This is a genomic window from Pseudotabrizicola sp. (assembly GCF_030684215.1).
In the GTDB taxonomy this organism is placed as follows: Bacteria; Pseudomonadota; Alphaproteobacteria; order Rhodobacterales; family Rhodobacteraceae; genus Pseudotabrizicola.
This window is the reverse complement of record NZ_JAUXOV010000038.1, coordinates 25,357-51,027: the sequence shown is the minus strand read 5'-3', so window position 1 is coordinate 51,027 and position 25,671 is coordinate 25,357. Positions and strand designations below refer to the sequence as shown.

Annotated in this window: 23 protein-coding genes and 1 tRNA gene; 12 read left to right on the top strand and 12 right to left on the bottom strand. The window is 60.0% G+C overall.

Annotated features, from left to right (window positions below):
- The first annotated feature begins 4 nt into the window (after positions 1-4).
- From Q8K08_RS06550 to Q8K08_RS06540, 3 genes are all read left to right on the top strand, one after another.
- Positions 5-1,630 carry a dihydroxyacetone kinase subunit DhaK gene (locus tag Q8K08_RS06550; RefSeq protein ID WP_305249559.1) on the top strand — a complete coding sequence of 542 codons (1,626 nt, stop codon included), beginning with the start codon at positions 5-7 and terminating at the stop codon, positions 1,628-1,630.
- A 106-nt stretch (positions 1,631-1,736) separates the two neighbouring features.
- Positions 1,737-2,201 carry a GNAT family N-acetyltransferase gene (locus Q8K08_RS06545; protein ID WP_370654094.1) on the top strand — a complete coding sequence of 155 codons (465 nt, stop codon included), beginning with the start codon at positions 1,737-1,739 and terminating at the stop codon, positions 2,199-2,201.
- Positions 2,202-2,231: 30 nt separating this feature from the next.
- Positions 2,232-2,308 (top strand) — tRNA-Arg (locus Q8K08_RS06540).
- A 259-nt stretch (positions 2,309-2,567) separates the two neighbouring features.
- Here Q8K08_RS06540 and Q8K08_RS06535 read toward each other — a convergent pair.
- Positions 2,568-3,083, bottom strand: a complete 516-nt coding sequence (locus Q8K08_RS06535; protein ID WP_305249558.1) for a hypothetical protein — start codon at positions 3,081-3,083, stop codon at positions 2,568-2,570.
- A 23-nt stretch (positions 3,084-3,106) separates the two neighbouring features.
- Here Q8K08_RS06535 and Q8K08_RS06530 point away from each other — a divergent pair, with 23 nt between their 5' ends.
- Positions 3,107-3,445 carry a TRAP transporter large permease subunit gene (locus Q8K08_RS06530; protein WP_305249557.1) on the top strand — a complete coding sequence of 113 codons (339 nt, stop codon included), beginning with the start codon at positions 3,107-3,109 and terminating at the stop codon, positions 3,443-3,445.
- Positions 3,446-3,447: 2 nt separating this feature from the next.
- Positions 3,448-4,179 (top strand): aspartate/glutamate racemase family protein, encoded by a 732-nt coding sequence (locus Q8K08_RS06525; RefSeq protein WP_305249556.1) that lies wholly within the window; start codon positions 3,448-3,450, stop codon positions 4,177-4,179.
- A 319-nt stretch (positions 4,180-4,498) separates the two neighbouring features.
- Here Q8K08_RS06525 and Q8K08_RS06520 read toward each other — a convergent pair whose 3' ends face one another.
- Positions 4,499-5,935, bottom strand: a complete 1,437-nt coding sequence (locus Q8K08_RS06520) for a YfcC family protein (RefSeq protein ID WP_304800630.1) — start codon at positions 5,933-5,935, stop codon at positions 4,499-4,501.
- A 179-nt stretch (positions 5,936-6,114) separates the two neighbouring features.
- On the opposite strand from Q8K08_RS06520, the gene Q8K08_RS06515 reads away from it, so the two are divergent.
- The 6 genes from Q8K08_RS06515 (at position 6,115) to Q8K08_RS06490 (ending at position 13,260) form a co-directional block, all read left to right on the top strand.
- Positions 6,115-6,771 (top strand): GntR family transcriptional regulator, encoded by a 657-nt coding sequence (locus Q8K08_RS06515; protein ID WP_304800632.1) that lies wholly within the window; start codon positions 6,115-6,117, stop codon positions 6,769-6,771.
- A gap of 404 nt (positions 6,772-7,175) precedes the next feature.
- Positions 7,176-8,708 carry an acyl-CoA carboxylase subunit beta gene (locus Q8K08_RS06510; protein WP_305249555.1) on the top strand — a complete coding sequence of 511 codons (1,533 nt, stop codon included), beginning with the start codon at positions 7,176-7,178 and terminating at the stop codon, positions 8,706-8,708.
- A 62-nt stretch (positions 8,709-8,770) separates the two neighbouring features.
- Positions 8,771-9,181 (top strand): DUF6497 family protein, encoded by a 411-nt coding sequence (locus Q8K08_RS06505; protein ID WP_305249553.1) that lies wholly within the window; start codon positions 8,771-8,773, stop codon positions 9,179-9,181.
- A gap of 979 nt (positions 9,182-10,160) precedes the next feature.
- Positions 10,161-10,559 (top strand): hypothetical protein, encoded by a 399-nt coding sequence (locus Q8K08_RS06500; RefSeq protein ID WP_304802886.1) that lies wholly within the window; start codon positions 10,161-10,163, stop codon positions 10,557-10,559.
- Between the two features lie 319 nt (positions 10,560-10,878).
- Positions 10,879-11,121, top strand: a complete 243-nt coding sequence (locus Q8K08_RS06495) for a hypothetical protein (protein ID WP_304802889.1) — start codon at positions 10,879-10,881, stop codon at positions 11,119-11,121.
- A 138-nt stretch (positions 11,122-11,259) separates the two neighbouring features.
- Positions 11,260-13,260, top strand: a complete 2,001-nt coding sequence (locus Q8K08_RS06490; protein ID WP_305249552.1) for an acetyl/propionyl/methylcrotonyl-CoA carboxylase subunit alpha — start codon at positions 11,260-11,262, stop codon at positions 13,258-13,260.
- A 29-nt stretch (positions 13,261-13,289) separates the two neighbouring features.
- Here the strand turns inward: Q8K08_RS06490 and Q8K08_RS06485 are convergent, their stop codons facing one another.
- A complete protein-coding gene (locus Q8K08_RS06485; protein WP_304798287.1) occupies positions 13,290-13,778 on the bottom strand; it encodes a DUF4174 domain-containing protein in 489 nt (162 codons plus the stop codon).
- Positions 13,779-13,847: 69 nt separating this feature from the next.
- Here Q8K08_RS06485 and scpA point away from each other — a divergent pair, with 69 nt between their 5' ends.
- Positions 13,848-15,977 carry a methylmalonyl-CoA mutase gene (gene scpA / locus Q8K08_RS06480; RefSeq protein WP_305249551.1) on the top strand — a complete coding sequence of 710 codons (2,130 nt, stop codon included), beginning with the start codon at positions 13,848-13,850 and terminating at the stop codon, positions 15,975-15,977.
- Between the two features lie 145 nt (positions 15,978-16,122).
- On the opposite strand, the gene Q8K08_RS06475 is transcribed toward scpA, so the two are convergent.
- The 9 genes from Q8K08_RS06475 to Q8K08_RS06435 form a co-directional block, all read right to left on the bottom strand.
- On the bottom strand, positions 16,123-16,488 hold the full coding sequence (locus Q8K08_RS06475) for an AAA+ family ATPase (RefSeq protein WP_304798281.1): 366 nt from the start codon (positions 16,486-16,488) through the stop codon (positions 16,123-16,125).
- 43 nt (positions 16,489-16,531) lie between these two features.
- Positions 16,532-17,584, bottom strand: a complete 1,053-nt coding sequence (locus Q8K08_RS06470; RefSeq protein WP_304798278.1) for an endonuclease/exonuclease/phosphatase family protein — start codon at positions 17,582-17,584, stop codon at positions 16,532-16,534.
- The gene (locus tag Q8K08_RS06465; RefSeq protein WP_305249550.1) at positions 17,584-18,300 is read right to left on the bottom strand and encodes a molecular chaperone DjiA; all 717 of its coding nucleotides are present in this window, start codon (positions 18,298-18,300) and stop codon (positions 17,584-17,586) included. Before Q8K08_RS06465 ends, Q8K08_RS06470 begins: the two co-directional genes overlap by 1 nt.
- Positions 18,301-18,331: 31 nt before the next feature.
- Complete coding sequence (locus Q8K08_RS06460) at positions 18,332-18,817, bottom strand: GNAT family N-acetyltransferase (RefSeq protein ID WP_304802716.1); 486 nt, start codon at positions 18,815-18,817, stop codon at positions 18,332-18,334.
- Entirely contained in the window at positions 18,814-19,422 is a 609-nt protein-coding gene (locus Q8K08_RS06455) for a VOC family protein (RefSeq protein WP_305249549.1), read from the bottom strand. The genes Q8K08_RS06460 and Q8K08_RS06455 overlap by 4 nt, the downstream gene beginning before the upstream one ends.
- Positions 19,419-20,993 (bottom strand): Ppx/GppA family phosphatase, encoded by a 1,575-nt coding sequence (locus Q8K08_RS06450; RefSeq protein ID WP_305249548.1) that lies wholly within the window; start codon positions 20,991-20,993, stop codon positions 19,419-19,421. The genes Q8K08_RS06455 and Q8K08_RS06450 overlap by 4 nt, the downstream gene beginning before the upstream one ends.
- Before the next feature lie 96 nt (positions 20,994-21,089).
- Positions 21,090-23,264 (bottom strand): RNA degradosome polyphosphate kinase, encoded by a 2,175-nt coding sequence (locus Q8K08_RS06445; RefSeq protein WP_304802710.1) that lies wholly within the window; start codon positions 23,262-23,264, stop codon positions 21,090-21,092.
- A gap of 46 nt (positions 23,265-23,310) precedes the next feature.
- Positions 23,311-23,988 (bottom strand): chromosomal replication initiator DnaA, encoded by a 678-nt coding sequence (locus Q8K08_RS06440; protein WP_304802708.1) that lies wholly within the window; start codon positions 23,986-23,988, stop codon positions 23,311-23,313.
- Complete coding sequence (locus Q8K08_RS06435; protein WP_304802705.1) at positions 23,985-25,085, bottom strand: AI-2E family transporter; 1,101 nt, start codon at positions 25,083-25,085, stop codon at positions 23,985-23,987. The genes Q8K08_RS06440 and Q8K08_RS06435 overlap by 4 nt, the downstream gene beginning before the upstream one ends.
- Positions 25,086-25,671 lie beyond the last annotated feature (586 nt).

Sequence of the window (25,671 nt, the reverse complement as noted above, 5' to 3'; positions counted from 1 at the left end):
CCGCATGAAACAGTTCATGAATGCCAAAGAAACTTTGATCACTGAGGCGATTGACGGCGTGCTGCGCGCGTCGGGTGGTGCTTTGGTGCGACTGGATGGCTTTCCGCATATCAAGGTGGTGCTGCGGGCGGATTGGGACAGATCAAAGGTCGCGCTGGTTTCTGGCGGTGGGTCCGGTCATGAGCCCAGCCATGCGGGCTTTGTCGGGCAGGGGCTGTTGACGGCGGCGGTGTGTGGGGATGTCTTTGCCAGCCCTTCGGTCGACGCGGTTCTGGCGGGAATTCTTGCGGTGACCGGGTCTGCCGGTTGTTTGTTGATCGTGAAGAATTACACCGGAGACCGGCTGAATTTTGGCCTTGCCGCCGAGCGCGCCCGCGCCTTTGGGCTAAAGGTGGCCATGGTTGTTGTCGATGACGACATCGCCTTGCCCGAGCTTCCGCAGGCGCGCGGCGTTGCGGGCACGCTGTTTGTTCACAAGATCGCCGGTGCCATGGCCGAGGCGGGGGCCGACCTTGAAAGGATCGCTACCGCTGCGCAGGCCGTGATCCGCGGGGCAATCTCGATTGGTATGTCGCTCGACACCTGCACGGTGCCGGGCAGCCCGAAGGAAGACCGGATCAACCCCGGAAAGGCCGAACTGGGTCTTGGCATCCATGGCGAGGCGGGGATCGAGCAGGTGGCATTTACCGGTGCCAAGGCGGCGATGGCCATGGTGGTGGATCGGCTGTTGCCACATATGGCCAGTTGTGACCATGTGGCGATGCTGAACAACCTTGGCGGCACCACGCCGCTTGAAATGAGCGTGCTGGCCGAAGAACTGGGGCGCTCAGCGCTTGGCTCTCGGGTGAAATGGATCATCGGGCCGGCGGCCTTGATGACCTCGCTGGATATGCACGGCTTTTCGGTTTCGCTGCTGCCGGTCACGCCCGAGCAGGAACTCGCCCTTGCCGCGCCGGTGGCGCCCGCAGCCTGGCCGGGGCTGCACCGGTTTGGGCCGGTCGGCGTGCGGCCTTTGCCCGATGGGCTGACCCCGATAAAGCCTGAGCCGTCGCCGCATCCGCAGCGCGCCGATCTGATCGCGAGATGTTGCCGCGCGTTGATTGCAGCCGAGGTGGACCTGAATGCGCTGGATGCGAAATCGGGCGATGGTGACACTGGGTCAACCCTTGCGGGCGCGGCGCGGGCACTGGCTGCAGCGCTGGACCGGCTGCCGCTGGCCGATACCACGCAGATGTACCGCGCGATCGGCACCGAGCTTAGTCAGACGATGGGCGGGTCATCGGGTGTCTTGCTGGCGATCTTTTTTACCGCAGCGGGGGACGCGGCGGCGGGTGGCAAGAATTGGGTCGGTGCCTTGTCGGCTGGACTGGACCGCGTGCAACAGGTGGGCGGCGCTTCAGCGGGCGACCGCACCATGATAGATGCCTTGGCGCCTGCGCTTGCCGCATTGCCCGACGGGGTTGCGGCTGCCGCCGCTGCGGCCCGTCAGGGGGCGGATGGCACTTCCGCGATGACGCGCGCAAAGGCCGGACGCTCCAGCTATCTTTCGGCGGACAAGCTGAGCGGTCACAATGATCCGGGTGCCGAAGCCGTGGCGCGATTGCTTGAAGATCTGGCGCAAAAGCTTTGAAAACGCCCGGCATTTCTGGCGAAACTGTCGGGCGTGATCAATGATGTATTGATTGTGCAGGAAAGTTGGGTCTCTGTAAGGGCAAAGCCCGAACCGAGTCTCCCATATGATCGCCACTATTGCGCTGGAATCGCCCCTTGGCTCCGATCTTGGCCTGCTGATGCAGCGCCATACCGCAGACATGCATGCCGACACGCCCCCCGAAAGCATTCACATGATGGATGCGAGCCAATTGGCGAACCCCGGAATCTGGTTTTTTGTGATGCGCGAAGAAGGGGATCCGGTGGGCATGGGGGCTTTCAAGCGGATCGACGACACCCATGCGGAAATCAAATCCATGCATATCCTGGCAGAGGTGCGGGGCAGGGGTCTGTCTCGCCGGATGCTGGAACATCTGGTCGATGCCGCCCGCGCCGAGGGCTTTACCCGCGTATCGCTGGAAACCGGGGTCCAGCCCACCTTTGTGGCCGCCCGTGCGCTGTATGCAAATGCGGGCTTCACCGAATGCCCGCCTTTTGAAGGCTACACCGACGATCCCAATTCGGTTTTCATGACGCGCAGCCTTGTCTAAAGCGCTCGCTTCGCGCAAAAAGAGCGCATCGGTCCCGTAGCTCAGCTGGATAGAGCAGCTGCCTTCTAAGCAGCGGGTCGGGGGTTCGAGTCCCTCCGGGATCGCCAACACCTTTTCAGTTTCTTGTATAAGGGGCATATGAATGCGCAAGGCGGCAGTTTTTGCTGCGCACCGTGTCAATAGTTATTTTTGAACCCTGCCGGATTTTCTTACAAGCACCTGTTTTTAAAACATATACTTGAGATTCCCCGCTCGTGGTCGATCACGCCCGTTAGGAAACTGCCGAAAGATCGCGATCAGACGCGGGAACGCCAATGAGACTGATGGGAATGCCGGAGGAAGCCCCCCGTCCAGAAACTCTGGTCCTCAGGATTCGCGGACTTCCACACAAATCACCTCTGTCCGCACGCCGGCATAGGCAAAGGCGGCTTTCGCCAGCCTCCCCGCACCCTTTTCAAAAGTGATGAAAGCCGCACAGCGGCTCGCGGCCTCGATGTGTTCGCAATCTCGAAACTGACCCAGAAAGTGCTTCTCGCGTCGTACCCTTCCCTTTTTGCTGACACGCGGGTCTCGGACAATCCCCAGTATGAACAGAAGGAAAGCGAACCCCGCCAGACTTCCCTCCTCACGTCCATCTACATCCGCCCAAAACCCGCGAGGAAAGAGATTCTCGAACTGTTCCTGGTCGGCATGCTCCAACCTGTTGAACACCCATTCGACGACCTGATCGACCGGGACTGCATCGAGTTGCGCATAGTTGTCGGGCAACCGGGCGCGGAGGCGATCGAACCAATCATTCCGTTCGCCCCTGTTTTGTTCGAGAGGCATTCCGTTTATCGCCTCGAGAATGGTTCTTTTACCCTCGCTCAACCAGTCGTGCATTTCTGACGGCAGCTCCCCCTCAAGTGCCCCCCAGAATTCCTCAATGCCCTGAACCTGGCTGTTTTCTCGACGCGCTGGCCATGATGATCGCGACCATTCGAATCGTGCTGCCAATCGTTACCCTGCTGGGCTATGATCTAGTCTGGTTCGGCATCTTTCTGGTGCTCATGTGTGAACCGGCGCTGATCACGCCGCCTGTGGGGATAAACCTCTATATCGTGCAAAGTGTGCGGGGGCGGGGCTCTATCGAGACGGTGATCCTTGGCGTGCTGCCGTTCCTGGCGTGTATCCTGCTTATGGTGGCACTGATCAGCATTTTTCCGGGTCTCGTGGGCTGGTTGCCCAACCTGTGGCACGGGTAAACATGATGCGCATCCTTTGTCTCAACCCAAACCGCACCGCCTTTGTCATAGCCACTGTCGCGGCAGAAATACGCGCGATCCTCGGGCTTGCGGCCACGGTGATCGAGGCCACCGCCGATTTCGGGCCCGACGTGATCCGCACCCATTTGGATGAAGCGGTGGCAACCCATGCTGCCGTTGATCTTGCCGCGCGTCATGCCGGGAAGGTGGACGCGGTGCTGATGGCCGCGTCCTATGACCCTGCCACCGAAGCGATCCGCGCGCTGCTTGGCGTCCCCGTTCTGGGGATCAGTCAGGCGGCCATTGCCTTTGCCCGGCTTGTGGGCAAGCGGATCGGGTATGTCAGCGCCGGGGCGGTGTCGGTGCCGCTCTACCGCGACACGCTGGCCCGATACGATTTTGACCGTGACCGCGTTGACTGGCAGGTCATCGAGACCCCTGCCGCCTATGCGCTGGGCGACAAGACCGGGGTCGAGACGATGTTGACCGAGGCTGTCGAACGGCTTGCAGGGAATGGTGCCGATGTCGCCGTGCTGCTTGGCGAGGTCTACGCCGGTCTTGCGCGCCGCCTTGGCCCAAAAAGTCCGATTCCGCTGGTGGACGGCGGTCTTGCGGGGGCACTCATGATCGAGTCGCTGCTTAGCGCCGGGCCACTCGCATCGCCGCGTGCTCTGGTTCCAAGCCGGTTCGAAAGTGTTTCTGCCCCGTTGACGGCATTGGCGGCGCGGGATTGATCGCACACCCGGATGAAACGGATCATGATGACGGACGGGAATTGCTGGTTTGCCCAGACCTCCTAGCACACAAAAGCTGTCATTTCCAGCTTCAGGGGGGCCATTGCCTGCCATTGGCCCAAGTATAGTGGCGAGGCGCGGTGGCGGATGCGGCGGGCTGACGGGCCGTTTGTGCTTCATGCCGTGATCGGGGATCTGGCGTCGGAAGATCAAGGATCGGAACAACATACGCCCGCACCTTTGGCGAAAGGTGCGGGCATATGCCCCTTTTTTTGATGGCGATGGTTGGGGGCGGCTTCGATCCGGGAATAAGGGCCGGTCAGCCGATCCAGTCCACCATTTGCGCATAGATCAGGAATGCCGAAGCAATCGCGACCCAGATACCGAACAGTGGCAGAAAGAAGCGCACCCAACGATCCCAGCTGACCCCTGCAAGCGCCAGCGTCGCCATAAAATACCCAGAAGTGGGATAGAGGATGTTCGACAGACCATCGCCAAGCTGATATGCCAGAACCGCATTCTGCCGGGTGACACCGATCAGATCCGACAGAGGTGCCATGATCGGCATCGTCACCAGCGCCTGACCACTGCCCGATGGCACGACAAAATTGAATCCCAGCTGCGCTGTGAACATTCCAAGTGCAGAAAAGGTTGCGGGGATGCTGCCAACAAGGTTGCCCAGCCCATGGACCAGAGTATCCATCACCTGGCCCTGTTCCAGCATGATGGCGACAGCCCGAGCAAGGCCAACAATGATGGCGCCGACCAGAACATCCTGAAAGCCCTTGTTAAAGGCCGCGCAAATCTTGGCCGTGTTCAGCCCGGCGATCAGGCCGACACTGATGCCCATGACCACGAAAAGACCCGCCATTTCTGTCATGAACCAACCACGGGACAGAACGCCCCACACCATGACCGCAAAAAAGCCGATGACTGCAAGCCCGCCCCACATCTGCCGGGTTGTGAAACGCATGGCAGGTGTCTCAAGGTCATGCACAAATGCCATGCGCTTTTCGTGTTCAATCACGTCACCCGCCATCAGGCTGGCCTCAGGATTGGCCCGCACTTTCAGCGCATAACGCATGAGATAGGCGATGGCCGCACCAAGCAGGCAAAGAAACAGCAGGGACCGTAGCCCGAAACCGGAATACAGTGGCAATTCCGCGATGGTCTGCCCCAGCCCGGTGTTGATCGGGTTCAGAACGCCAGCGGTAAATCCGGCTGTTGTCGCCAATAGTGCCGTGGCAACTGCGGTGACAGAGTCAAAGCGCAGTGCAATCATCAGGGGCAGAATGACCGGAACGTAGACCAGCGCCAGTTCCTGTGTGCCGATCAGTGTAGCGATGACCGCAAATGTCGCCATCAGCACTGGAATCATCAGAACACTATGGCCCGCAAACCGGCGGGTGAGTTTGTCGACCGCAACGTCAATGATGCCGGTGTGCCGGATCACCATGAACATACCGCCGATTATAAGCGTAAAGAACACCACCTGCGAGGCCCCCATCAGCCCGAGCGGCACGGCCATCATGAACTTTTCAAACCCTACCGGGCTTGCATCGACATAGCGGAACGTCTCGGCGTCTACCGCAACACGCCCGTTGGGCAATGTGATGCGGTCATAAACCCCAGCCGGAATAATATGCGTCAGAAGCGCGGCGATAGCTGTGAAGACAAACAAGATTACATAGATATGCGGCATGCGGGACCGTTGGGCGGCATCTTCTGCGGTTTGATCAGTCGTTACGTCAGACATTGTCTTCTCCCATGTAAGGGCGCGGGGCGCCGGCTGTGCAATGCGTCCTTTACAGACATCTTAGTTGCTATCCTTTGTAAAATGTTACATGATAGGTTACGATGTTACTCATCTTATATATCAGAAGGTCTATTGCGGATTTTTTGAAAGCCGATCAGCGTAAGAATGAGAGAGGTGCTATGAAATTACCGGATGATCTTCAATCAGAGCAGGCGTTTACCGCATTGTTGGCGGCACTGCGGATGGGAAAGTTGCGCAGCAGCGAGTTTCACACCATGCCGGCGCTGGCTGAGGCTCTGGGCTTTCCGGTTGCCGCGACCCGAGAGGCAATCAAGCGCGCTGAGGCACAGTCTTTGGTCGAAGTTCTCCCCAAGCGTGGCTTCGTTATCATGTCGACTGGTCCCGAAACAACACGAGCCTGTATGGATATGCGTGCCGCTCTGGAAGCTGAAGGTGTGCGCCGATTGCTGAGCGCTGGAAGGCCCGCATTGTCACATCTGCGGGCGACGCATGAAGCCCTTCTGGACGAAGCGCGCACTCATCCGGGCGCCGACCTGTCGCGCCGGGCCTTGGCAACTGACCTGTCGTTACATGATTTCATGGCGGGCGGTCTCGACAACATATTCCTGCGGCAGGCCTATGAGGCGAACCGCAACCGGATCACCGTTATCCAGAACGCGCGCGCGTTCCTGCCTGACAGGGTCATTCCGGCAATGGAAGAGCATCTGGCGATTATTGATGCAATCGACAGCGCAAGCGCCGAGGCGTCGGTAATCGAGATTGAGCGCCATCTCAGACAAACGCTGCGGTGGTGGGGCATCTCAGCTGTAGGCTGAGGCCTGGCGGGAAATTTCGAGAATGATGCGATTGGCGTCCGATTACATGATAGCGCGAGTGTTTTGTTGAGCTGACGACCACAGTCGGGACGCTTTTGGCAGGGCTGACGGCGGCCGTGGCTCGGCCACAACGGATGAGGTCATACCAAGATATTGAACAAGAACGGATATTCATGCTTCATGGCAGCGTTGGGCGCTGGCGCCATGCCTTGGCGGACAAAACCCCGCCAATTGGACATTCAGACAAGATTCCGACAAAAAGACGCAGTTCAGCGTCGCAAACTTTTCAAGTTTGCAATTTGCATCAGTCATCCATCTAAAATTATGCAAATTTTCCCAAATCCGCTTTGCGACTGACAGTCCGCCTTCTATGGTGCCCCAAATCTGCAGGGGGAGTCGGCGCGATGAAAGATATTTTGGCCCAACTTGAAAGCCGCCGCGAAACTGCGCGTCAGGGGGGCGGGCAGCGCCGGATTGATGCGCAGCACGCAAAGGGCAAACTGACCGCGCGTGAACGCATCGACCTTTTGCTCGACGAGGGCAGCTTTGAGGAATTCGACATGTTCGTCGCCCATCGCTGCACCGATTTCGGCATGGCGGAGGACCGCCCCGCAGGGGATGGCGTCGTCACCGGCTGGGGCACAATCAACGGTCGTCAGGTCTATGTGTTTTCGCAAGACTTCACCGTGATGGGCGGCTCCGTCAGCGAGACCCATGGCGCCAAGATCTGCAAGATCATGGATATGGCAATCCAGAACGGTGCTCCGGTCATCGGCATAAACGATTCAGGTGGTGCACGGATCCAGGAAGGCGTTGCCAGTCTTGCTGCCTACGGCGAGGTATTCCAGCGCAATGTCACCGCCTCGGGCGTCGTGCCGCAGATCAGTCTGATCATGGGGCCTTGCGCCGGGGGGGCGGTCTATTCCCCTGCGATGACCGACTTTATCTTCATGGTCAAAGATTCCAGCTATATGTTCGTGACTGGCCCGGATGTGGTGAAAACAGTTACCAATGAAGTAGTCACCGCCGAAGAACTCGGCGGGGCGTCGACCCACACCCGCAAATCTTCAGTCGCCGACGGCGCGTTCGAAAATGATGTGGAAGCGTTGGCCGAAACGCGTCGCCTTATCGACTTTTTGCCGCTGAACAACCGCGAAAAGGCTCCGGTACGCCCGTTCTTCGACGACCCCGGCCGCATAGACAAGAGCCTTGATACGCTGATACCCGACAATCCGAACCAGCCCTACGACATGAAAGAGCTGATCACCAAGATTGCGGATGAGGGTGACTTTTTCGAGATCCAGGCTGCGTTTGCCGCCAATATCATCACGGGTTTCATCCGGTTGGAGGGGCAGTCGGTCGGGGTTGTCGCCAACCAGCCCACGGTTTTGGCCGGATGTCTTGATATCGACGCCAGCCGCAAGGCGGCGCGCTTTGTCCGCTTTTGCGATGCCTTCGAGATTCCGATCCTGACATTGGTCGATGTGCCGGGCTTCCTTCCTGGCACCGGGCAGGAATATGGTGGCGTCATCAAACACGGTGCGAAACTGCTGTTCGCATATGCCGAGGCTACGGTGCCCAAAGTCACCGTTCTGACCCGGAAAACCTATGGTGGTGCCTATGTGGTGATGGCGTCCAAACACCTGCGTGCCGATTTCAACTATGCTTGGCCCACGGCCGAAGTGGCAGTGATGGGGGCAAAGGGTGCGGTGGAGATTCTCTATCGCAGCGAGTTGGGTGACAAAGACAAGATCGCGTCCCGGGTCAAGGACTATGAAGACCGTTTCGCCAACCCCTTCGTCGCCGCCGAAAAGGGCTTTATCGACGAAGTGATCATGCCATCATCAACCCGCCGCCGCATTTGCCGGGCCTTTGCGTCGCTGCGCACGAAGAAATTGGCGAACCCGTGGAAGAAGCACGATAACATCCCTCTTTGACAGCGGCAGGACACAGAGGGTGCAGACATGGCAGATTCAACCGGGGCAACGGCCACCAGAGCATGGCAGGGCAGGTCATGACCGACCCGATGCCAGAGCAGCAGAGCGATCAACAGATCGAACTTGGCAACGAGACGTTGATCCCGGTCCCCTCCGGCCAGCCGGTTTTTTTGCAAGACGTGGTCTGGAATGTGCCTGGCCCCGAAGGGTTGGCCGTGCGCTTTCGTTTTATTGCGCCGCAAATCGCGCGGGACACCGGAACCGTCGGCTACGAAGAGGCGTCAGAGGATATTTTCCATCTGTGCCAGACCTTTGCGCTGCCCCGGTTATCCGATTTCGGCCCGCAACCAACGCAGGTCATCATATCCTTTTCCGATCAGCCCGTGCCCTTTGGAGAAACGGCCCCAGAAGCAACGCAGTTCTTCGAGGCTTTTACGCATCAGGACGGCATCTGTATGTGGGAGATTTATTGATGCCAGCCCTAGATATGGTTGTTTCCCTGTCGTCATTTGACCTGCCTGATGTAGCAGAGTCACAGCCGACAATCTTGGCAAACAGCCCATGTCAAACACGGCGGCAATCCGCTACAGTCAGCTCAGGCCGGACCCAAGCGGCCTTTGCCTCGGATGAAGGGTATGCTATCGGGACTTCGGTAGCACCCTTCCAAGAATATAGGAGTAGAGGATGTCGAAGAGCACGAAAACTTTCCTGGCCCTGTGCATGGTTGCCTTCGTGGCAGCATGTGGCGGTTCCAAGCAGTCTGAAGTCGTTTACGTGGACGAACCGGTTTCGGTCGAGCCAAGCTACACCGGCAAATACAAATAAGTCGGTCGGGCGGGCTTTCGGCCATGTGTCGGACTGTCCCGCCCACACCTACCCTTGTCGCCATCTCTTTTGGCCAAATGTAGGGAAATCCCCCCGTTCACACGCAAAAAAATCGGTAGGCGAGCAGAGAAGCTTGATCTACCCTAATTCCGTTCACAAACTCTTGATAGGAGAGTCGGAATGGAATTTAGATCACTACTCCCCTTTGCGATCATCGGAATTGGTCTTGCTGGCTGTGCGCCAGCACCCGCGCCACAGCCCATCATGCCAGAACCCATCTACGACAAGTTCGGCTATGCAGAGGTCGGTGGGCCAGTGTGCATCCCGTCAGGCCAGACTCAGACGCCCGGCACGACTTACAATCCGAACCTGCCAACTTGTGAATCGCGCTGCCCGCCGGGCACCCAACTGGACGGGCGTCAGTCTTCTGCGACCCATGCCAATTCGGTCCGGCCTTTGTGCGTTCCAATCCCGCGCGATTCATCCACTGATCGACAGCCAAATCCTCAACGCCCAAATACAAACCCAACCAGAGGGTGAGGCGACACGATTCTTGTTGGCGTCGGCCCTTGGCCTGACGCCAACACAAGCCTATGGCTGTGCCCATCCATTCACAGGGGGCACACCATGCTGAAACACCGCGGCTTTCCTGGCCGTCTTCCGGGAACCGACTTTCAATTCACCATCCGCCGCGCCAACAAAAAGGATGGCCCGGCCAAGCTGATCAAGCGCGAACGCTATCGCGACCGCAAACTTGCCGACCGCAAGGCCGATGAAGGTTTCATGGCCGCGCTGTGGCAATGCTTTGGCGAAGAGCCGTTTGAGCGGGGCAATCTGGATGCCGGTCGCCTGTCCTGGTTGCTTGGGCGTGAGGTTATTCCCGCCGAAGATCCGTTCGACCCCGAAAGCTATGAGGCCCTGCTCCAGATCAATCTGAAGATCGCGCAAGTCTCCTTTCCGGCTGTTTTCGCAGCTGATGCCGAAGATGTGATCTGGGACGATGAAGATGACGGGGATGACGACTGATGCGCGCCATTCCGCCGACCCTTTCGTTGCACTGGCAAATGCCCGCGCATGATGCAGGGCGCGGCGGAATAGTGTTTGAATTCAATGCATCCAGCGCGCAGGCTGCGGGTTATCCGGTCCGGCGACCTTGTGTTCGGCCCGGTCTCCACATGACGACCCTTTCTATTGCCTTGCGGTCCGGCCCCATTGGGACCGGACCGTCCTTTTGCCAGTGGCAAAGGCTTGCCGATGGGGCTGATCACGGAAAATTCCCCTTTTCCACAGCTACGGATGCAGTAGAGTCAGCGTTAATAAAAACCCTGACACGAGGCAGTCAAAAATGGTCAAGAAACATATCCTTATTGCGTCGCTCCTTGCGCTCTCGCTTGCGGGTTGCGTCCAAGGCGGCGGTTATGGCAATTCGTCGCCCACCAACAGCGCGATGGTTCGCACTGTCGGCGGTGCTGCCGCGGGTGCGCTCATTGCTGATGCAACCGGCGGCTCAAAAACCAAAGGCGCGCTTATTGGCGCAGTTGCAGGCGGCGTGTCCTGCGGCATTCCGGGCTTGCCTGCCTGCTATTGATCTGCCTGCCGCCACTGCGCGGCGCGGCCTGATCTTTGATAATTCGAAAACAGGGTCTTTCAGCCATACCGGCTGGGAGGCCCTTTTCATTTGCGGCGCAGGGTCTGGCCCGACCCTGTCCGAGGGGAGAGAGAGCCGATGTTCAAGAAAATCCTGATCGCAAACCGGGGTGAAATTGCCTGCCGGGTGATTAAATCCGCGCAGAAAATGGGGATCAAGACCGTTGCCGTCTATTCTGATGCCGACCGCAACGCGCTGCATGTCCGCATGGCGGATGAGGCGGTCCATATCGGCCCGTCGCCTGCCAACCAGTCCTATATCGTCATCGACAAGATATTGGACGCCGTTCGCCAGACCGGGGCCGAGGCGGTGCATCCGGGGTATGGCTTTCTGTCGGAGAACATGAACTTCGCCGCCGCGCTAGAGGCGGCAGGTGTGGTCTTCATAGGCCCGCCTTCCCCGGCGATTGAAGCGATGGGCGACAAGATTACCTCGAAAAAACTGGCGATGGAGGCGGGCGTCTCTACCGTTCCCGGTTACATGGGCCTTATTGCCGATGGCGATGAAGCGATCAAGATCAGTGGCGAAATCGGCTATCCGGTTATGATCAAGGCATCAGCGGGCGGCGGCGGCAAGGGTATGCGCATTGCATGGTCCGAATCCGAAGTGCGCGAAGGCTTCCAGTCGTCGAAGAACGAAGCGGCTGCCAGCTTTGGCGATGACCGTATCTTTATCGAGAAATTCGTCACCCAACCGCGCCACATCGAAATTCAGGTGCTGGGCGATAAGCACGGCAACATCGTTTACCTGCACGAACGTGAATGCAGCATTCAGCGCCGCAACCAGAAGGTCATTGAAGAGGCCCCGTCGCCCTTCCTCGATGAAGCCACTCGTAAGGCAATGGGCGAACAGGCCTGCGCTTTGGCCCGTGCTGTCGGATATACCTCGGCAGGCACCGTTGAATTCATCGTGGATGGCAACCGCAATTTCTACTTCCTTGAGATGAACACCCGTTTGCAGGTCGAACATCCGGTGACAGAACTGATCACCGGCGTCGATCTGGTCGAACAGATGATACGCGTGGCGGCGGGAGAGCCTTTGCCGTTCCGTCAGGAAGACCTGAAAATCAATGGTTGGGCGATGGAAAGCCGGCTTTACGCCGAAGACCCATATCGCAACTTCCTGCCCTCCATTGGCCGTCTGACCCGTTATCGCCCACCCGTTGAAGGCGCGACCGAAACCGGTATCGTGCGCAACGATACCGGTGTGTATGAGGGCGGTGAGATCAGCATGTTCTACGACCCGATGATCGCCAAGCTTTGCACTTGGGGGCCGACGCGGGCGGATGCGATCAACGAAATGCGCCTTGCCCTAGATACGTTCGAGGTCGAAGGCATCGGCCACAACCTGCCATTCTGTTCGGCGGTGATGGACCACCCGCGCTTTACCTCTGGCGATATCACCACCGCCTTTATCGCAGAAGAATTCCCTGACGGGTTTCAGGGCGCTACGCTGGATGCCCAGACCCTGCGCCGCGTTGGCGCCGCTTGCGCCGCGATGAACCGTGTGGCCGAAATTCGCCGCACCAAGATTTCTGGCACAATGGACAACCATCAGCGCCGGGTAGGGGATACTTGGGTTGTCAGCCTTCAGGGCGACCAGCACAAGGTGACGATCGCGGCCGACAAATCAGGATCGACCGTCACCTTTGGCGATGGCGAAGCCCTGCGGGTCGAATCCGACTGGACCCCCGGTGACAGTCTTGCGCGACTGACTGTCAATGGCACGCCCTTGGTGCTGAAGACCGGCAAGATCCCAATGGGGTTCCGCATCCGCTTGCGCGGCGCTGACCTGAAAGTGCTGGTGCAAAGCCCGCGTCAGGCAGAGCTGCACGCCCTGATGCCCGAAAAGCTGCCACCCGACACGTCAAAATTCCTGCTTTGCCCGATGCCCGGCCTGATTGTCAGCATCACTGTGGCCGAGGGTGACGAAGTGCAGGAGGGTCAGGCCCTTGCAACCGTTGAGGCGATGAAGATGGAAAACATCCTCAAAGCCGAACGCAAAGGCGTGGTCAAAAAGATCACCGCCAGCGCAGGCACCAGCCTGAAAGTGGACGAAGTCATCATGGAGTTTGAATGATGCTTGCCGGGGCGCAACATCAGCGTGGCCTAGCGTCCCGCCGGGCTGCGCTCCAGCATTTCTTGACGGCGCAACGGGAACTTGTCGATGGCGGCCACAATCTCGCGCACTTCCCACGGCAGGGGCTTGCGGATGACGGGCTTCAGGTCCTTGTCCATCAGCACCAGCGAAAAGCCGCGCGGGCGCAGCTTCAGCCGCCACTCGCCCCGCGCGTCGGGGTCAGTGTCGGTAATCAGCGCCACATCGCGCAATTCAAGCGCGGGCAGATCGCGCGCCAGAAGCTCCATCTGGCGCAGGAAGTTCGGATCATTGGGGCTGTCAGCGAAAATGACGACCGGGCGTTGCATGTAAAGCAGATCGGCAAAAACCACATCTGCCGCATCACGCGGGCCATAGGGCGTGATCACGGCTTCGGCCTGCGTCTCCGCCTGTGGTGAAGGATCAACGGCCCCTGCGTCCTGTGCAAAGGCAATAATTGGCAGCACAGCTGCAAGACCAAGAATGTAAAGCGGTTTCATGCGGTTCCCCATTCCCTGAACATAGGGCGGTGTTGCGCAAAACCCAAGGGTAGATGACGGAGAAGACAGATGACCGATGCGCTGAAAAACTGGGCCGCCCTTGCCACCAAGGAACTGAAGGGCAAAAATCCTGAAAGCCTGATCTGGAACACGCTTGAAGGTATTCCGGTCAAGCCGCTCTACACCGCCGAAGATACGGCGAACTTGCCTCATATGGGGGGTGTGCCGGGGGCTGCACCCTTTACGCGCGGGGTCAAAGCCACGATGTATGCGGGCCGCCCGTGGACCATCCGCCAATACGCAGGCTTCTCCACTGCCGAAGAGTCGAACAACTTCTACCGCAAGGCGCTTGCCGCCGGGCAACAAGGCGTGTCAGTCGCCTTTGATCTGGCCACACACCGCGGCTACGACTCTGACCACCCCCGCGTGGTGGGCGATGTTGGCAAGGCTGGCGTGGCGATTGACAGCGTCGAGGATATGAAAATCCTGTTCGACGGCATCCCGCTGGAAAAAGTAAGCGTTTCCATGACGATGAATGGCGCGGTGATCCCGATACTTGCCAATTTTATCGTGACGGGCGAAGAACAGGGTGTCGACCGCAGTCTGTTGTCAGGCACCATTCAGAATGATATTCTGAAGGAATTCATGGTCCGCAACACCTATGTATATCCGCCTGAACCCTCAATGCGGATCATTGCGGATATCATCGAATACACATCCGCGCAGATGCCAAAGTTCAATTCGATCTCGATTTCCGGCTATCACATGCAGGAAGCCGGGGCCAATCTGGTGCAGGAACTGGCCTTTACGCTAGCTGATGGGCGCGAATATGTCCGTGCAGCCATCGACCGGGGCATGGATGTTGATGCCTTCGCGGGCCGCCTGTCCTTCTTTTTCGCCATCGGCATGAACTTCTTTATGGAGGCCGCCAAACTGCGTGCCGCCCGCCTGCTGTGGCACCGGATCATGTCCGAATTTGAGCCCAAGAAAGAGGGCTCTTTGATCCTGCGCACCCATTGCCAGACTTCTGGCGTCAGCTTGCAAGAGGCCGACCCCTACAACAACGTGATCCGCACCGCCTATGAGGCGATGTCGGCCGTGCTGGGCGGCACGCAATCGCTGCACACAAATGCGCTTGATGAAGCCATTGCGTTGCCCACCGAATTCAGTGCCCGCATCGCCCGCAATACCCAGCTTATCTTGCAAGAGGAAACGGGCATCACCCATGTCGTCGATCCGCTGGCGGGCAGCTATTACGTCGAGACCCTCACACATCAGCTTGCCGAGGAGGCATGGAAACTGATCGAAGAAGTCGAGGCCATGGGCGGCATGACCAAAGCGGTCGCCACCGGCATGCCGAAACTGCGGATCGAGGAATCTGCCGCCCGCCGTCAGGCCGCGATTGACCGGGGCGAAGATGTGATCGTGGGCGTCAATAAATACCGCAAAGCCAAGGAAGACCTGATCGACTTTCTGGATATCGACAATGTTGCCGTGCGCGAAAGCCAGATCGCCCGGCTGCAAACCACCCGTGCCGCCCGCGATGAGGCCGCTTGTCAGGCCGCTCTGGCCGAGCTCACCCGCCGGTCCGCCGAAGGTGGCAACCTGCTCGACGCCGCCGTGACCGCTGCCCGCGCCCGTGCCACCGTAGGGGAAATATCAGACGCCATGGAAAAAACCTTTGGCCGCCACCGTGCAGAAGTCAAAACCCTCGCCGGTGTCTACGGTGCTGCCTATGAGGGGGATGCCGGGTTTGAGGCAATTCAGCGCGATGTCGAAGCCTTTGCGACTGAAGAAGGCCGCCGGCCCCGCATGCTGGTGGTGAAAATGGGTCAGGATGGCCACGACCGCGGCGCAAAGGTCATTGCTACCGCCTTTGCCGACATCGGCTTTGACGTTGATGTGGGCCCCTTGTTCCAGACCCCGGAAGAGGCCGCACAGGATGCTATCGACAATGATGTTCACGTCATCGGCATCTCGTCGCAGGCGGCGGGGCACAAAACCCTCGCCCCGAAACTGGTGCAGGCACTGAACGCTGCGGGCGCGGGGGACATTCTGGTGATCTGTGGCGGTGTGATCCCACAGCAGGATTACCAGTTCCTGTATGACAACGGTGTCAAAGCGATCTTCGGCCCCGGTACCAACATCCCCAATGCGGCCAAGGATATCCTCACCCTGATCCGCCAAACCCGCCGCTGATCCTGCCGCCCGTGCGCCCCGGTCTGGCCGGGGATGCCTCCGGCGGGAGTATTTGGGCCAAGATGAAGCCCATAGGGAAGATTCTGGTTTCTATCTTGGCAAACTACTCAGGGGGGCGCGCACCGCGCGGGGGATGGCCGCCCTCTTACAGCTCGATTTCACCCTCGGGCAGCGATGGAGTAGGGGGCAGAGGGCGGGGCACATCCTTGCGGCGCGGGATCAGGATGTCGCCATTGTCGAGCACGCGTGGCGCGTCGTAATTGCGGATATCGTCGATCAGCGCCATCAGATTTTGCAGGGCCGGTTCCATCTCGGACAGCGCTTTGCCCATCTCGTTCAAGGCCGGTTCCATTTCGCGCATCAGGCCGCGGAACAACAACTTGGCGCCTTCTTCCATCAGATCAAACCCCTTCTCCTCCTCGACCTGCGGGGCAGGCAAGGTTTGCGCGGCCAGAGGTGGGGCCATGGTCAGGATCAGAGCCAGGCAAAGGGACAGGGGCGACTTTTTCATGACCAGATATTGCCGCGCGCGCGTGACAAAAGCAAATCACGTCTCAGGGCAAGGTCAGATCAATCGTAACTGGAAAATGGTCTGACGCCTGAAGCAGCGCTTCGTGGAGTTCAGGCGTTTTCAGGCAGGCCGGATCGTTCCATGGGTGCCAGATCCGCCAGGCCGGGTGCAAGGTGGCAAGACCCGGCGAAACCATGATAAAATCCAGAAGCGCCTCGAAATAGCGTTTCTGCGGGTTCAGCCAGAAGCGCGCGGTCGTTGGGGTCAGGTTCATCCGCCCACCTTGGGCCATCGCGGCATGGGGGTCATACATCCGCGCTTCGGGCGGCACATCGACGCCCAGCACAATCTCTACCCCGGAATGGCCGAACAGGGCCTCAAAGGTATCCAGCCCCGGGCCGTCGTTGAAATCGCCCATCACCAGCAGGTCATCGCCCATGCTCAGGTGATCTTCCACCCGCGCGCGCAGCCAGATGCATTCGGCCAGTTGCTTGCGGCGGTTTTCAATCGACAGGCGGGTGATTTCTTCGGGCGTGCGCGCGCCATGCGGCGCTTTGGATTTCGCATGCACCCCGATCATCCGGAACTGCCGTCCTCCGGCTGTTGCAACCGCCAGTTCCAGTGGCGGTTTTGAAAACCGGATAAGCTCGGGGGCGGCATCTGAATTCAGGTCGTAGCGAAAGGTGCCATCAAACCGCGGAGCATCGCGGCTGCCCTTCTTGCCGACCGGGTCGCCGATTGGGTCATGACGCGGGGTCAGTCGGGCGGCGTCATAGAGCAGGGTGATCTCTTGCTCAGTTTCCGACATGAATCCGGTGATGGCCTTGTTGGCACGGATCCCGAAGGTTTGGGCAAATGTCTCCAGCGCCCGGACCGAGCTGCGCTTTGATCCGGTATCGGGGGCCTCGATCACCATGATGGCGTCGGCGTCCATCGCGGAAAACACGATCCCCAGCGCGCCCGCCTGTTCGGCGCGGCTGGTTTGATAGCGGGCCGAGAGTGTGGCATCGGCCAGAAGCCGCCCGTCATCATCAAAGAGCGCGTTGAACCATTCGACGTTATAGGTGGCGATGCGCAGCCTCTCTGGCGCGGACATCAGGCCGCCTGCCGGCTGGAAATCTCGCTCCAGGCGGCGTTGATGGCGATGAGGCGACGTTCCGCCAGCTTCACGGCCTCAACCGGGACGCCACGGGCGATCATAGAGTCGGGGTGGCTGTCCTTGACCGCTTGCCGCCATGCCGCGCGCACTGTGTCCAGAGGCGTGTCTGGTGTCACGCCCAGCACATCGTAGGGATCACGTGGCGCGCCCTCTACGAAACGGGCGCGCATGGTGGCGTAGCAGCGGTCGTCCAGACCAAAAATCGTCGCCACCTCGCGCAGAAACGCATCTTCGGCGGGGTGAAAATCACCGTCTGCCATGGCGATGTGAAACAGGCCTTCGAGCAGGTCGATCAGCACATTGCGGTCATCGGCGCACAGCGCCTGCCCCTCGGGGCGGAACATGGCGGCCACCTTGCGGGCATAGGCATCAAAGCCGGCCACATCCTGCCGTGCCAGATTGAAGACCCGCGCGGCATTGGCGGATTCCTCGTCGGGAATTGCGAATATTTGCCGGAATGTCGCGACCTCGTGCCGTGAAACCTGTCCGTCAGCCTTGGCCATCTTGGCCCCCAAGGCAATGACTGCAATGGTAAAGCCCACCGACTTTTCCGGCATGGATTGCACGCCGCGCAGCCGGTCAAACACAACCGAAAGGCCCTCGCCTTGTGCGAGGGCAGAAAGCGCGTCAGCGATGCGGATCCAGATCGACATGGGTAAAGGATAGCGCGGCGCGTGCGCGATGTCAGGAGAGGATTTTCTGCATCAGCAAAAGATCCATCCAGCGCCCGAATTTTCGCCCGACCTGCGGCATAAGACCCACCTGCACATAACCCATTCTCGCATGAAAATCACGCCCTGTTGCGTTTTCACCCGTCACCGCTGCAACCATCACATGTGCGCCAGCAATTGTTGCATGCGCCTCCAGCGCCGCCATAAGCGCCCGGCCAAAGCCGTTGCCGCCGGAATCCGGCGCAAGCTGGATCGTGTGTTCCATCGTTTTTGCGTAGCCGATGCCGCCGCGAAACTGGTCATAGGTGGCAAAGCCCTGCACGCGGCCCGCGTGTTCCGCGACCAGAAAGCAGCGGGTTTCCAGTCGGGTGGTGATGGTGGCGCGCACCTCCTCGACTGACTTTTCGGCCGAGTTGAAGGTGGCATTGGTGTCACGGATGTAGTGGTTCCAGATCAACGCCACGGCCACTGCATCAGCAGGCGTTGCATCTCGGATCATGCCAGCACGCGCCGCCCGTGAGGCGTGTCAATCTCGGCGCACAAGGTCAGAGACCCCGGCTCAATCACCATCCGCGCATCTGTCAGCCCGGACAGCGCGGCGCGCAAGGCGACGGCCTCTGGGTGTGACACGACGAGCCGCGCCAGCCGTGCGCCTGTATCGGGCAGGCGCGGGGCGGGGTGCGGACCTTGCCACTGGATCAGCGCCGGAAACGCGCCGCCAAACGGCAGCCGCCCGTTATCCGGCACACCCATCCGCCAGCGCAGATCGCCGCGCGCAAGATCCATCGCCCCACCCGCGCCATCCGGCGCGTGGAGCAAAGCCGCGTCCAGATCGTCGCAGGCTGCAACCCAGTTGGTCAGCCGTGGCGCACCGCTGAACCGGTCCAGATCAAACCAGCGCGGCCATGAGGGCGCAGCGGCGTCGGGGTCAATCGCGATGACCTCCAGATACAGATCGCCCAAGCGCAACAGGCGGTTGTGCGTGCCCATATGCGCGTGCCTGCCGCCCGACACCAGCGGCAGGCCAAGCGCGGCCTCGACCGCCGCTGCACCCGCGTCCAGCGCGGTGCAGCTTACCGCCAGATGATCAAGCCGCAGCTTCATGGGGCAGCATCATCAACTGGCTGTAGCACCCGCCCCTTGGCGCGCAGAGCCTGTGTCAGCGATGAGAGCCGTGCCTGTGCCACCTCACCGAACAGGCCGGCGCCAAGCTTGGTCAACTGCAGATCCAGCGTGCGCTTTTTCGGCTTCCAGATCAGATGCCCGGCTTCTGCAGGATCACCTGCCGCAAACATCGCGCCAAAGCGCATTGCTTTGCCCAGCACCTCGGCCTCTTGGATCTCATCTTCGGACAGCAGGCGGAACAACGGCTCCAGCCGTGTGCCGGATCGGTTGTTCTTGTAGCGGTGCAGCAAGGACAGCCCCAGAAACACCCGCCCCGGATGGTCAAGCCCGCCAAGGTTGGCACGGGTTGCGTTGTCGAAACACACATCGGCGCGGTAATCGGGGTGCGCGCGCCATGTGGTGTCATGCAACAGGCACGCCGCCTTGATCAGCCGCAGACGGTCCTTGGACTTGTCCTTGAACAGCGGCATCAGGAAATTATACAGCGCCTTGCCCGACCCCGGCAGGCGGGCGCTGGTCTGTTCCGCCGCCCGCGCCGCCTCGATCAGCGGGTCACGCGCGCGCAAACGATCCGGCATCTGCTCATACAGCAGCCCCTCGCGGATACCGTAGGACGAAATGTCGATTTCCGAAGGCTTGAACACCCGGATCAACTCGCGCAGCACCTCACAGGCCAGCGGCACCAGTTCCATCCGCTCTACCGATGTGCCAGTGCGGCCCCGCAGCATATTCAGATCAGCACCTTCCAGCCAGTCCAGCGTATCCAGCGCCGCTTTCGTAGGCATCCGGTATTCGTGCAACACGGTAAGCGGGTAATTCCGCCGCTCCATATCCAGCCGTGCGATCACCCGCCACGATCCGCCCACCATATAAAACCGCTCGCCCTCGGATTTGATCTGGCCCTGCACGCTGGTCAGCACCCGGTGGATCAGTGCACGGCGTTTGTCTGCGCCGCCCTCGACCTGCTGCAAACGGAACGGCCCCAACTGGGTAGAGACCCGCTTGCCAACCTTGCCATCGCCGATCCGCGCCAGTTCCATCGAGTTGCCGCCGATGTCGCAGACGATGCCCTTGGCCTCGGGCCAGCCGAGCAGCACGCCTTGGGCCGACAGACGCGCCTCTTCATCGCCGTCGATCACATGCAGCCGCAGCCCGGTTTCCGCCAGCACTTGCGCGGTGAATTCCGGCCCGTCCTTGGCTTCCCGCGTGGCAGCGGTGGCCACCACGGTCAAAGGCGCTGCCCCCATGCCTTCGGCCAGCAAGGAAAACCGTTTCAGCGCTGCCAGTGCGCGGATCTTGCCCGCCGGGTTCAGCATGCCCGACTCGCCCAGACCTTTGCCCAGACCACACAGGATTTTCTCGTTATAGAAATAGGCCGGGCTGCGTGCCGCCCCGTCAAACACCACCATCCGAACCGAGTTTGACCCTACATCCACTACACCAACGCGGCCTAAGGCCCGCACTGACGGGTCTTCGAACAAGGACCGCCCGAAAGGGCCAAAATCCTCATCCTCCGCGTCATGCGTGGTTTGGTCATGGTCACGAGTCATATGGTCCCCAGTGCAGTCGATGCCGGACCTTGGCGCAAGGTCCGGGTTGGCGTCAAGCAATCCGCCGCCCGAGGCCGGCACGTGCGTCGGTTTTGGTTACTCCTTCAAGGCCGCGAGCTTTGGCACATCTTTTGCCCCTGCCGTGCCCCGGCCTGACAATGACGGATTTTCCATAAAGAACGTGTGACAGGCAAACAGCTTGCCATCGCGCGGCTGCAATTCGCGAACTGTCGTGCCATCGGGGTGGAGTACCCAGGATTGTGCCTCATCAGCCAGATTGGCGGCCATGATCTGACTGACGATCTGTGCCTTGACCGTATCATTATGCACTTCGACCAGCGTTTCGACCCGCCGTGTCAGGTTGCGCCCCATCCAGTCTGCGCTGGAGAAAAACACCCGCGCCTGTTTGCTGGGAAGGCCATGACCCGACCCGAAACACACGATCCGGCTGTGTTCCAAAAATCGTCCGACAATGGATTTCACGCGGACATTCTCGCTTAACCCCTTGATGCCGGGCCGCAGTCCGCAAATGCCGCGGATCACGAGGCTGATCTTTACCCCGGCCTGTGATGCGGCATAGAGCGCGTCAATCACCTCGGGGTCGATCAGACTGTTCATCTTGGCCCAGATCTCGGCAGGCCGCCCCGCGCGGGCGTGATCCGCCTCTGCGCCGATCAGCTCCAGCAGGCGCGGTTTCAGGCTGATCGGGCTGATGGCCAGATTTTCCAAGCCCTCGGGCTGCACATAGCCCGACAGGTAGTTGAAAACCTTGGTCGCATCACGCCCCAGTGCCGGATCACACGTGAAAAACGACAGGTCTGTATAGATCCGCGCGGTGATCGGGTGATAATTTCCGGTGCCGTAATGGGTATAGGTCACAAGGTTTTCACCTTCACGCCGGACCACGGTGCTGATCTTGGCGTGGGTCTTGTAGTGGATGAAGCCATACACAACATGCGCGCCAGACCGCTCCAGACGGCGCGACTGGCGGATGTTTGCGGCCTCATCAAACCGCGCTTTCAACTCGACCAGCGCCGTTACCGATTTGCCGGCCTCTGCCGCCTCGCACAGGGCCGAGACAATCGGACTGTCCCAACTGGTGCGATACAGCGTCTGCTTGATCGCCAACACATTCGGGTCACGGGCGGCTTGTTCAAGGAAACGGATGACCAGATCAAACGTCTCATACGGGTGGTGCAGCAGCATATCCTTCTGCTTGATCGCGGCAAAAAGATCGCCTTCGTGGTCCTGCACCCGCTCTGGCACACGCGGAACGAACGGTGGCCACAATAGGTCGGGGCGGCTTGACAGCACCAGCTCTTTCAGATCGGCAATGCCCAGCAGACCCTTCACCTCGACCACCTCGGCTTCGGTAACGTGCAATTCTTCCATGATCAGTGCGCGCAGGTCGGCAGGCGCGCCGGCTGTCATCTTCAGCCGGATCACCTCTCCCCGCCTGCGCCGCTTGAGCGCGGTTTCAAACTCGCGCACCAGATCTTCGGCTTCGTCCTCGACTTCCAGATCGCTGTCGCGCAGCACCCGGAACGCGCAATGCCCCCGATCAGTATAGCCCGGAAACAGCATGTTCAGATGCAAAAGCAGCAGTTCTTCCAGTGGCAAGAACCGATGTGCCCCCGCTTTTGCAGGCAAGGGCACAAAGCGGGCAATCTGCTGCGGGATCGGCAACAAGGCTTTGAGCGTGCGGTGATCCGAAAGCCGCTCCAACTCCAGCGCGAGGGAAAACCCGGTGTTGGGGATAAAGGGAAACGGATGCGCCGGGTCAATCGCCAGCGGCGACAGCACCGGAAACACCTTGTGCAGGAAATGCGCCTCCAGATGGCGCAGATCCGCCGCCGTCAGCTTGGACCGGGTAACGATGCAGATGCCTGTGGCTTCCATCTCGCGCTTCAGCCCGTTCAGCACGGTTTGCTGGCGTTGCATCAGCTTGCGCGCATCGGCGTGTATCAGCACCAACTGTTCCGCAGGCTTGCGCCCGTCTTCGGAAAAACCCGCATTGCCGGTTCTGACCAAAGCCCGCAAGCCCGCCACCCGCACGGTAAAGAACTCATCCAGATTGGTGGCCGAAATCGACAGGAACCGCAGACGTTCCATCAACGGCACAAGTGGATTGGCCGCCTCATCCAGCACCCGCCAGTTGAACGCCAGCCAGCTTAGCTCACGATTGAAAAACCGGCCCGGCCCCGTGATCTCAGAGTCGGGCAGAGCTACGGGGGCGGGGAAGGGCGCTTTGAGGAAATCTGCCTGTGTCATGACCGGGTCTTATGCTGCGGAACTATTGCACTTTTGTGACACTGTCTCATTCGGCATCATCCGTGTCCAGCAACCCCTGCGCCGTCGTCTTGGTAATTGGCTTGCCTTGTGCCAGTGCGCGCGCATCCATCGCCGCAACCAGCGCGCGCGCTGCATCAATAGACCGCTCCATGCGCGCCACCAGCCACGGGATCAGCGCGGGTTGAACCACCGTCTGTCGGTCGGCAAACAGCTTGACCAGCACCGCAGACAACAGCGCATCATCGGGCGGGTCCAGTCGCGCAACTGACGCCGCCTCGACCCGGCTTTTCAGATCGGGCAAGGCCAGCCCCCAGTCGCGCGCAGGCGTGCGCGCGGTCAAAAGCAAAGATCCGCGCTGCACAACCAGATTGTGCAGATGAAACAGTGCCACTTCGGCCTCGGGCACACCTGCAACCGCGTCTGCATTTTCAACCGCGACAGCACCCGCCCCGGCCAGTCCCGGAAGATCGGCCCCCGGAAGATCAGCGGCCGACACAATCGCGGCCCCGGCATCTTCGGCCCACATATGTGCCAGATGGGTCTTGCCGGCCCCCGCAGGCCCCACCAAAAGCATTTTATGCCCCGGCCAGTCGTGCCAGCCCCCGATCACGGCCAAAGCATGCGCATTCGCGGGCGAGGCAAAGAAATCTTCCCGCCGGAACGCTTCGCGCGGGGGCAGATCAAAGGCCAGTTGCCGCGTCACCGCGCATCCTCATCCCGCACCACGGGCAGCGGAATTTCAGCGGTGGATGCCACGCCGCTATACAGCAGGCTGGCCTGATACTGAGCCGTCACAAACCGCATCAGCACCCCAAGCGCCGCAGCAACAGGCACCGCGATCAGCATGCCTGCGAACCCCAGAAGCGAGCCAAAGGCCGACAGTGCCAGCAAAAGCCAGACCGGATGCAGGCCCACCGAATTGCCCACCAGCTTGGGTGTCAGGATATTGCCCTCAATGAACTGCCCCATCACGAAGATTGCGACAACAATGCCAATCGCCAGCCAGTCGCCCCAAAACTGAAACAGCGCCAGACCAATGGCCAGAATCCCGCCGATGATCGCACCGACATAGGGGATAAAGCTGACCGCTCCGGCGATGGCCCCCACCACCAGACCAAACTGCAACCCCGCCAGCATCAGCGTGACCGAATAATAGGCGCCCACGATCAGACAGACCGTCAGCTGCCCGCGCACAAAACCTGCAAGCACTTTGTCAATCTCGCCCGCCAGCCGTCGCACAGTGGCTACATGGTCACGTGGGATCAGCGCATCAATGCGCGCCACCATCTTGTCCCAGTCCAGCAGCAGGTAGAACGCCACCACCGGCACCACGACAATGAAGATCACCGCCGACAGCACCGACATGGCCGAGCTGATCAGTCCCTGCGCCAGATCAGCGCCCTTTGACTGGATGAAATCGCCGATATCAGCCAGCGTTTTGCGCATGATGCTGGTTTCATCCAACAGGTCAGGGAAACGGTCGGTCAGAAATGTCTGCAGGTTGCGCGCAATCTCTGGCGCGGCATTCACCAGCGCGGCGGTCTGCTGGATCAGGGTCGGAATGACCGCGAGAACCAGCAGCACCACAACCAGAAACATGACAAGTGTGATCACCGCCGTTGCCGCCACCCGGCTCATGCCCATCCGCTCCAGCCGGTCTGCGATGGGGTCAAGGAAATAGGCAATCGCTCCGCCCACGAGAAACGGGACCAAGACGTTGCCCATCAGATACATCAGGACCAGAAACACCAAAGCGGCAAGGCCCCAGTATTTCGCCTGCTGTGAAATCGGAAGTCCCATCGCGCGCCCCTTGTGTGCCATCGCAAGATATCACCTTTGAGGCCGCGCTGTGCAAGGGCAGAGACAGAGAAGGATATAGTGCTGCGACATCACCCCCGGTAGGGCGGGGTTAACCCCGCCACTGTGCAAAAGGCGTCATCCCGGCCCCCATCGTATCAATCTTGTCTCGCACTGCAACCAAAGTGCAGATTGGCCGGGCGTTTCCAGCCCTTCACTCTCAGTTAACTGACTTGGGGCGATGATCATTCCTGCCCAACGGCTGCCCCCGCCACCAATCTGCCCCGCCAACAATCTGCCCCGCCACCGTGAACAATGTCTACGAAAGTCTGAGGTGCACTTGGCAGCGTCATCATGGGCACACTCATCCAAACCCCCGGACCCGCGATACTTGCGGCCTGCATCATCCCCGGTGCAAGGGCCGCCCCCTATTCCTCAAATCTTATCAATGGATTAAATTGATATGCGTAAGCCATTGATAACAAAAATGGCCATAGCGTGTAACACAAGGGGAACAGGCTGTGCCCTTGCCTGACTGTCGCGAAGCGGCTAGGAACCCTTGGACCCCATTTTAGCGATAGGCCGCCCC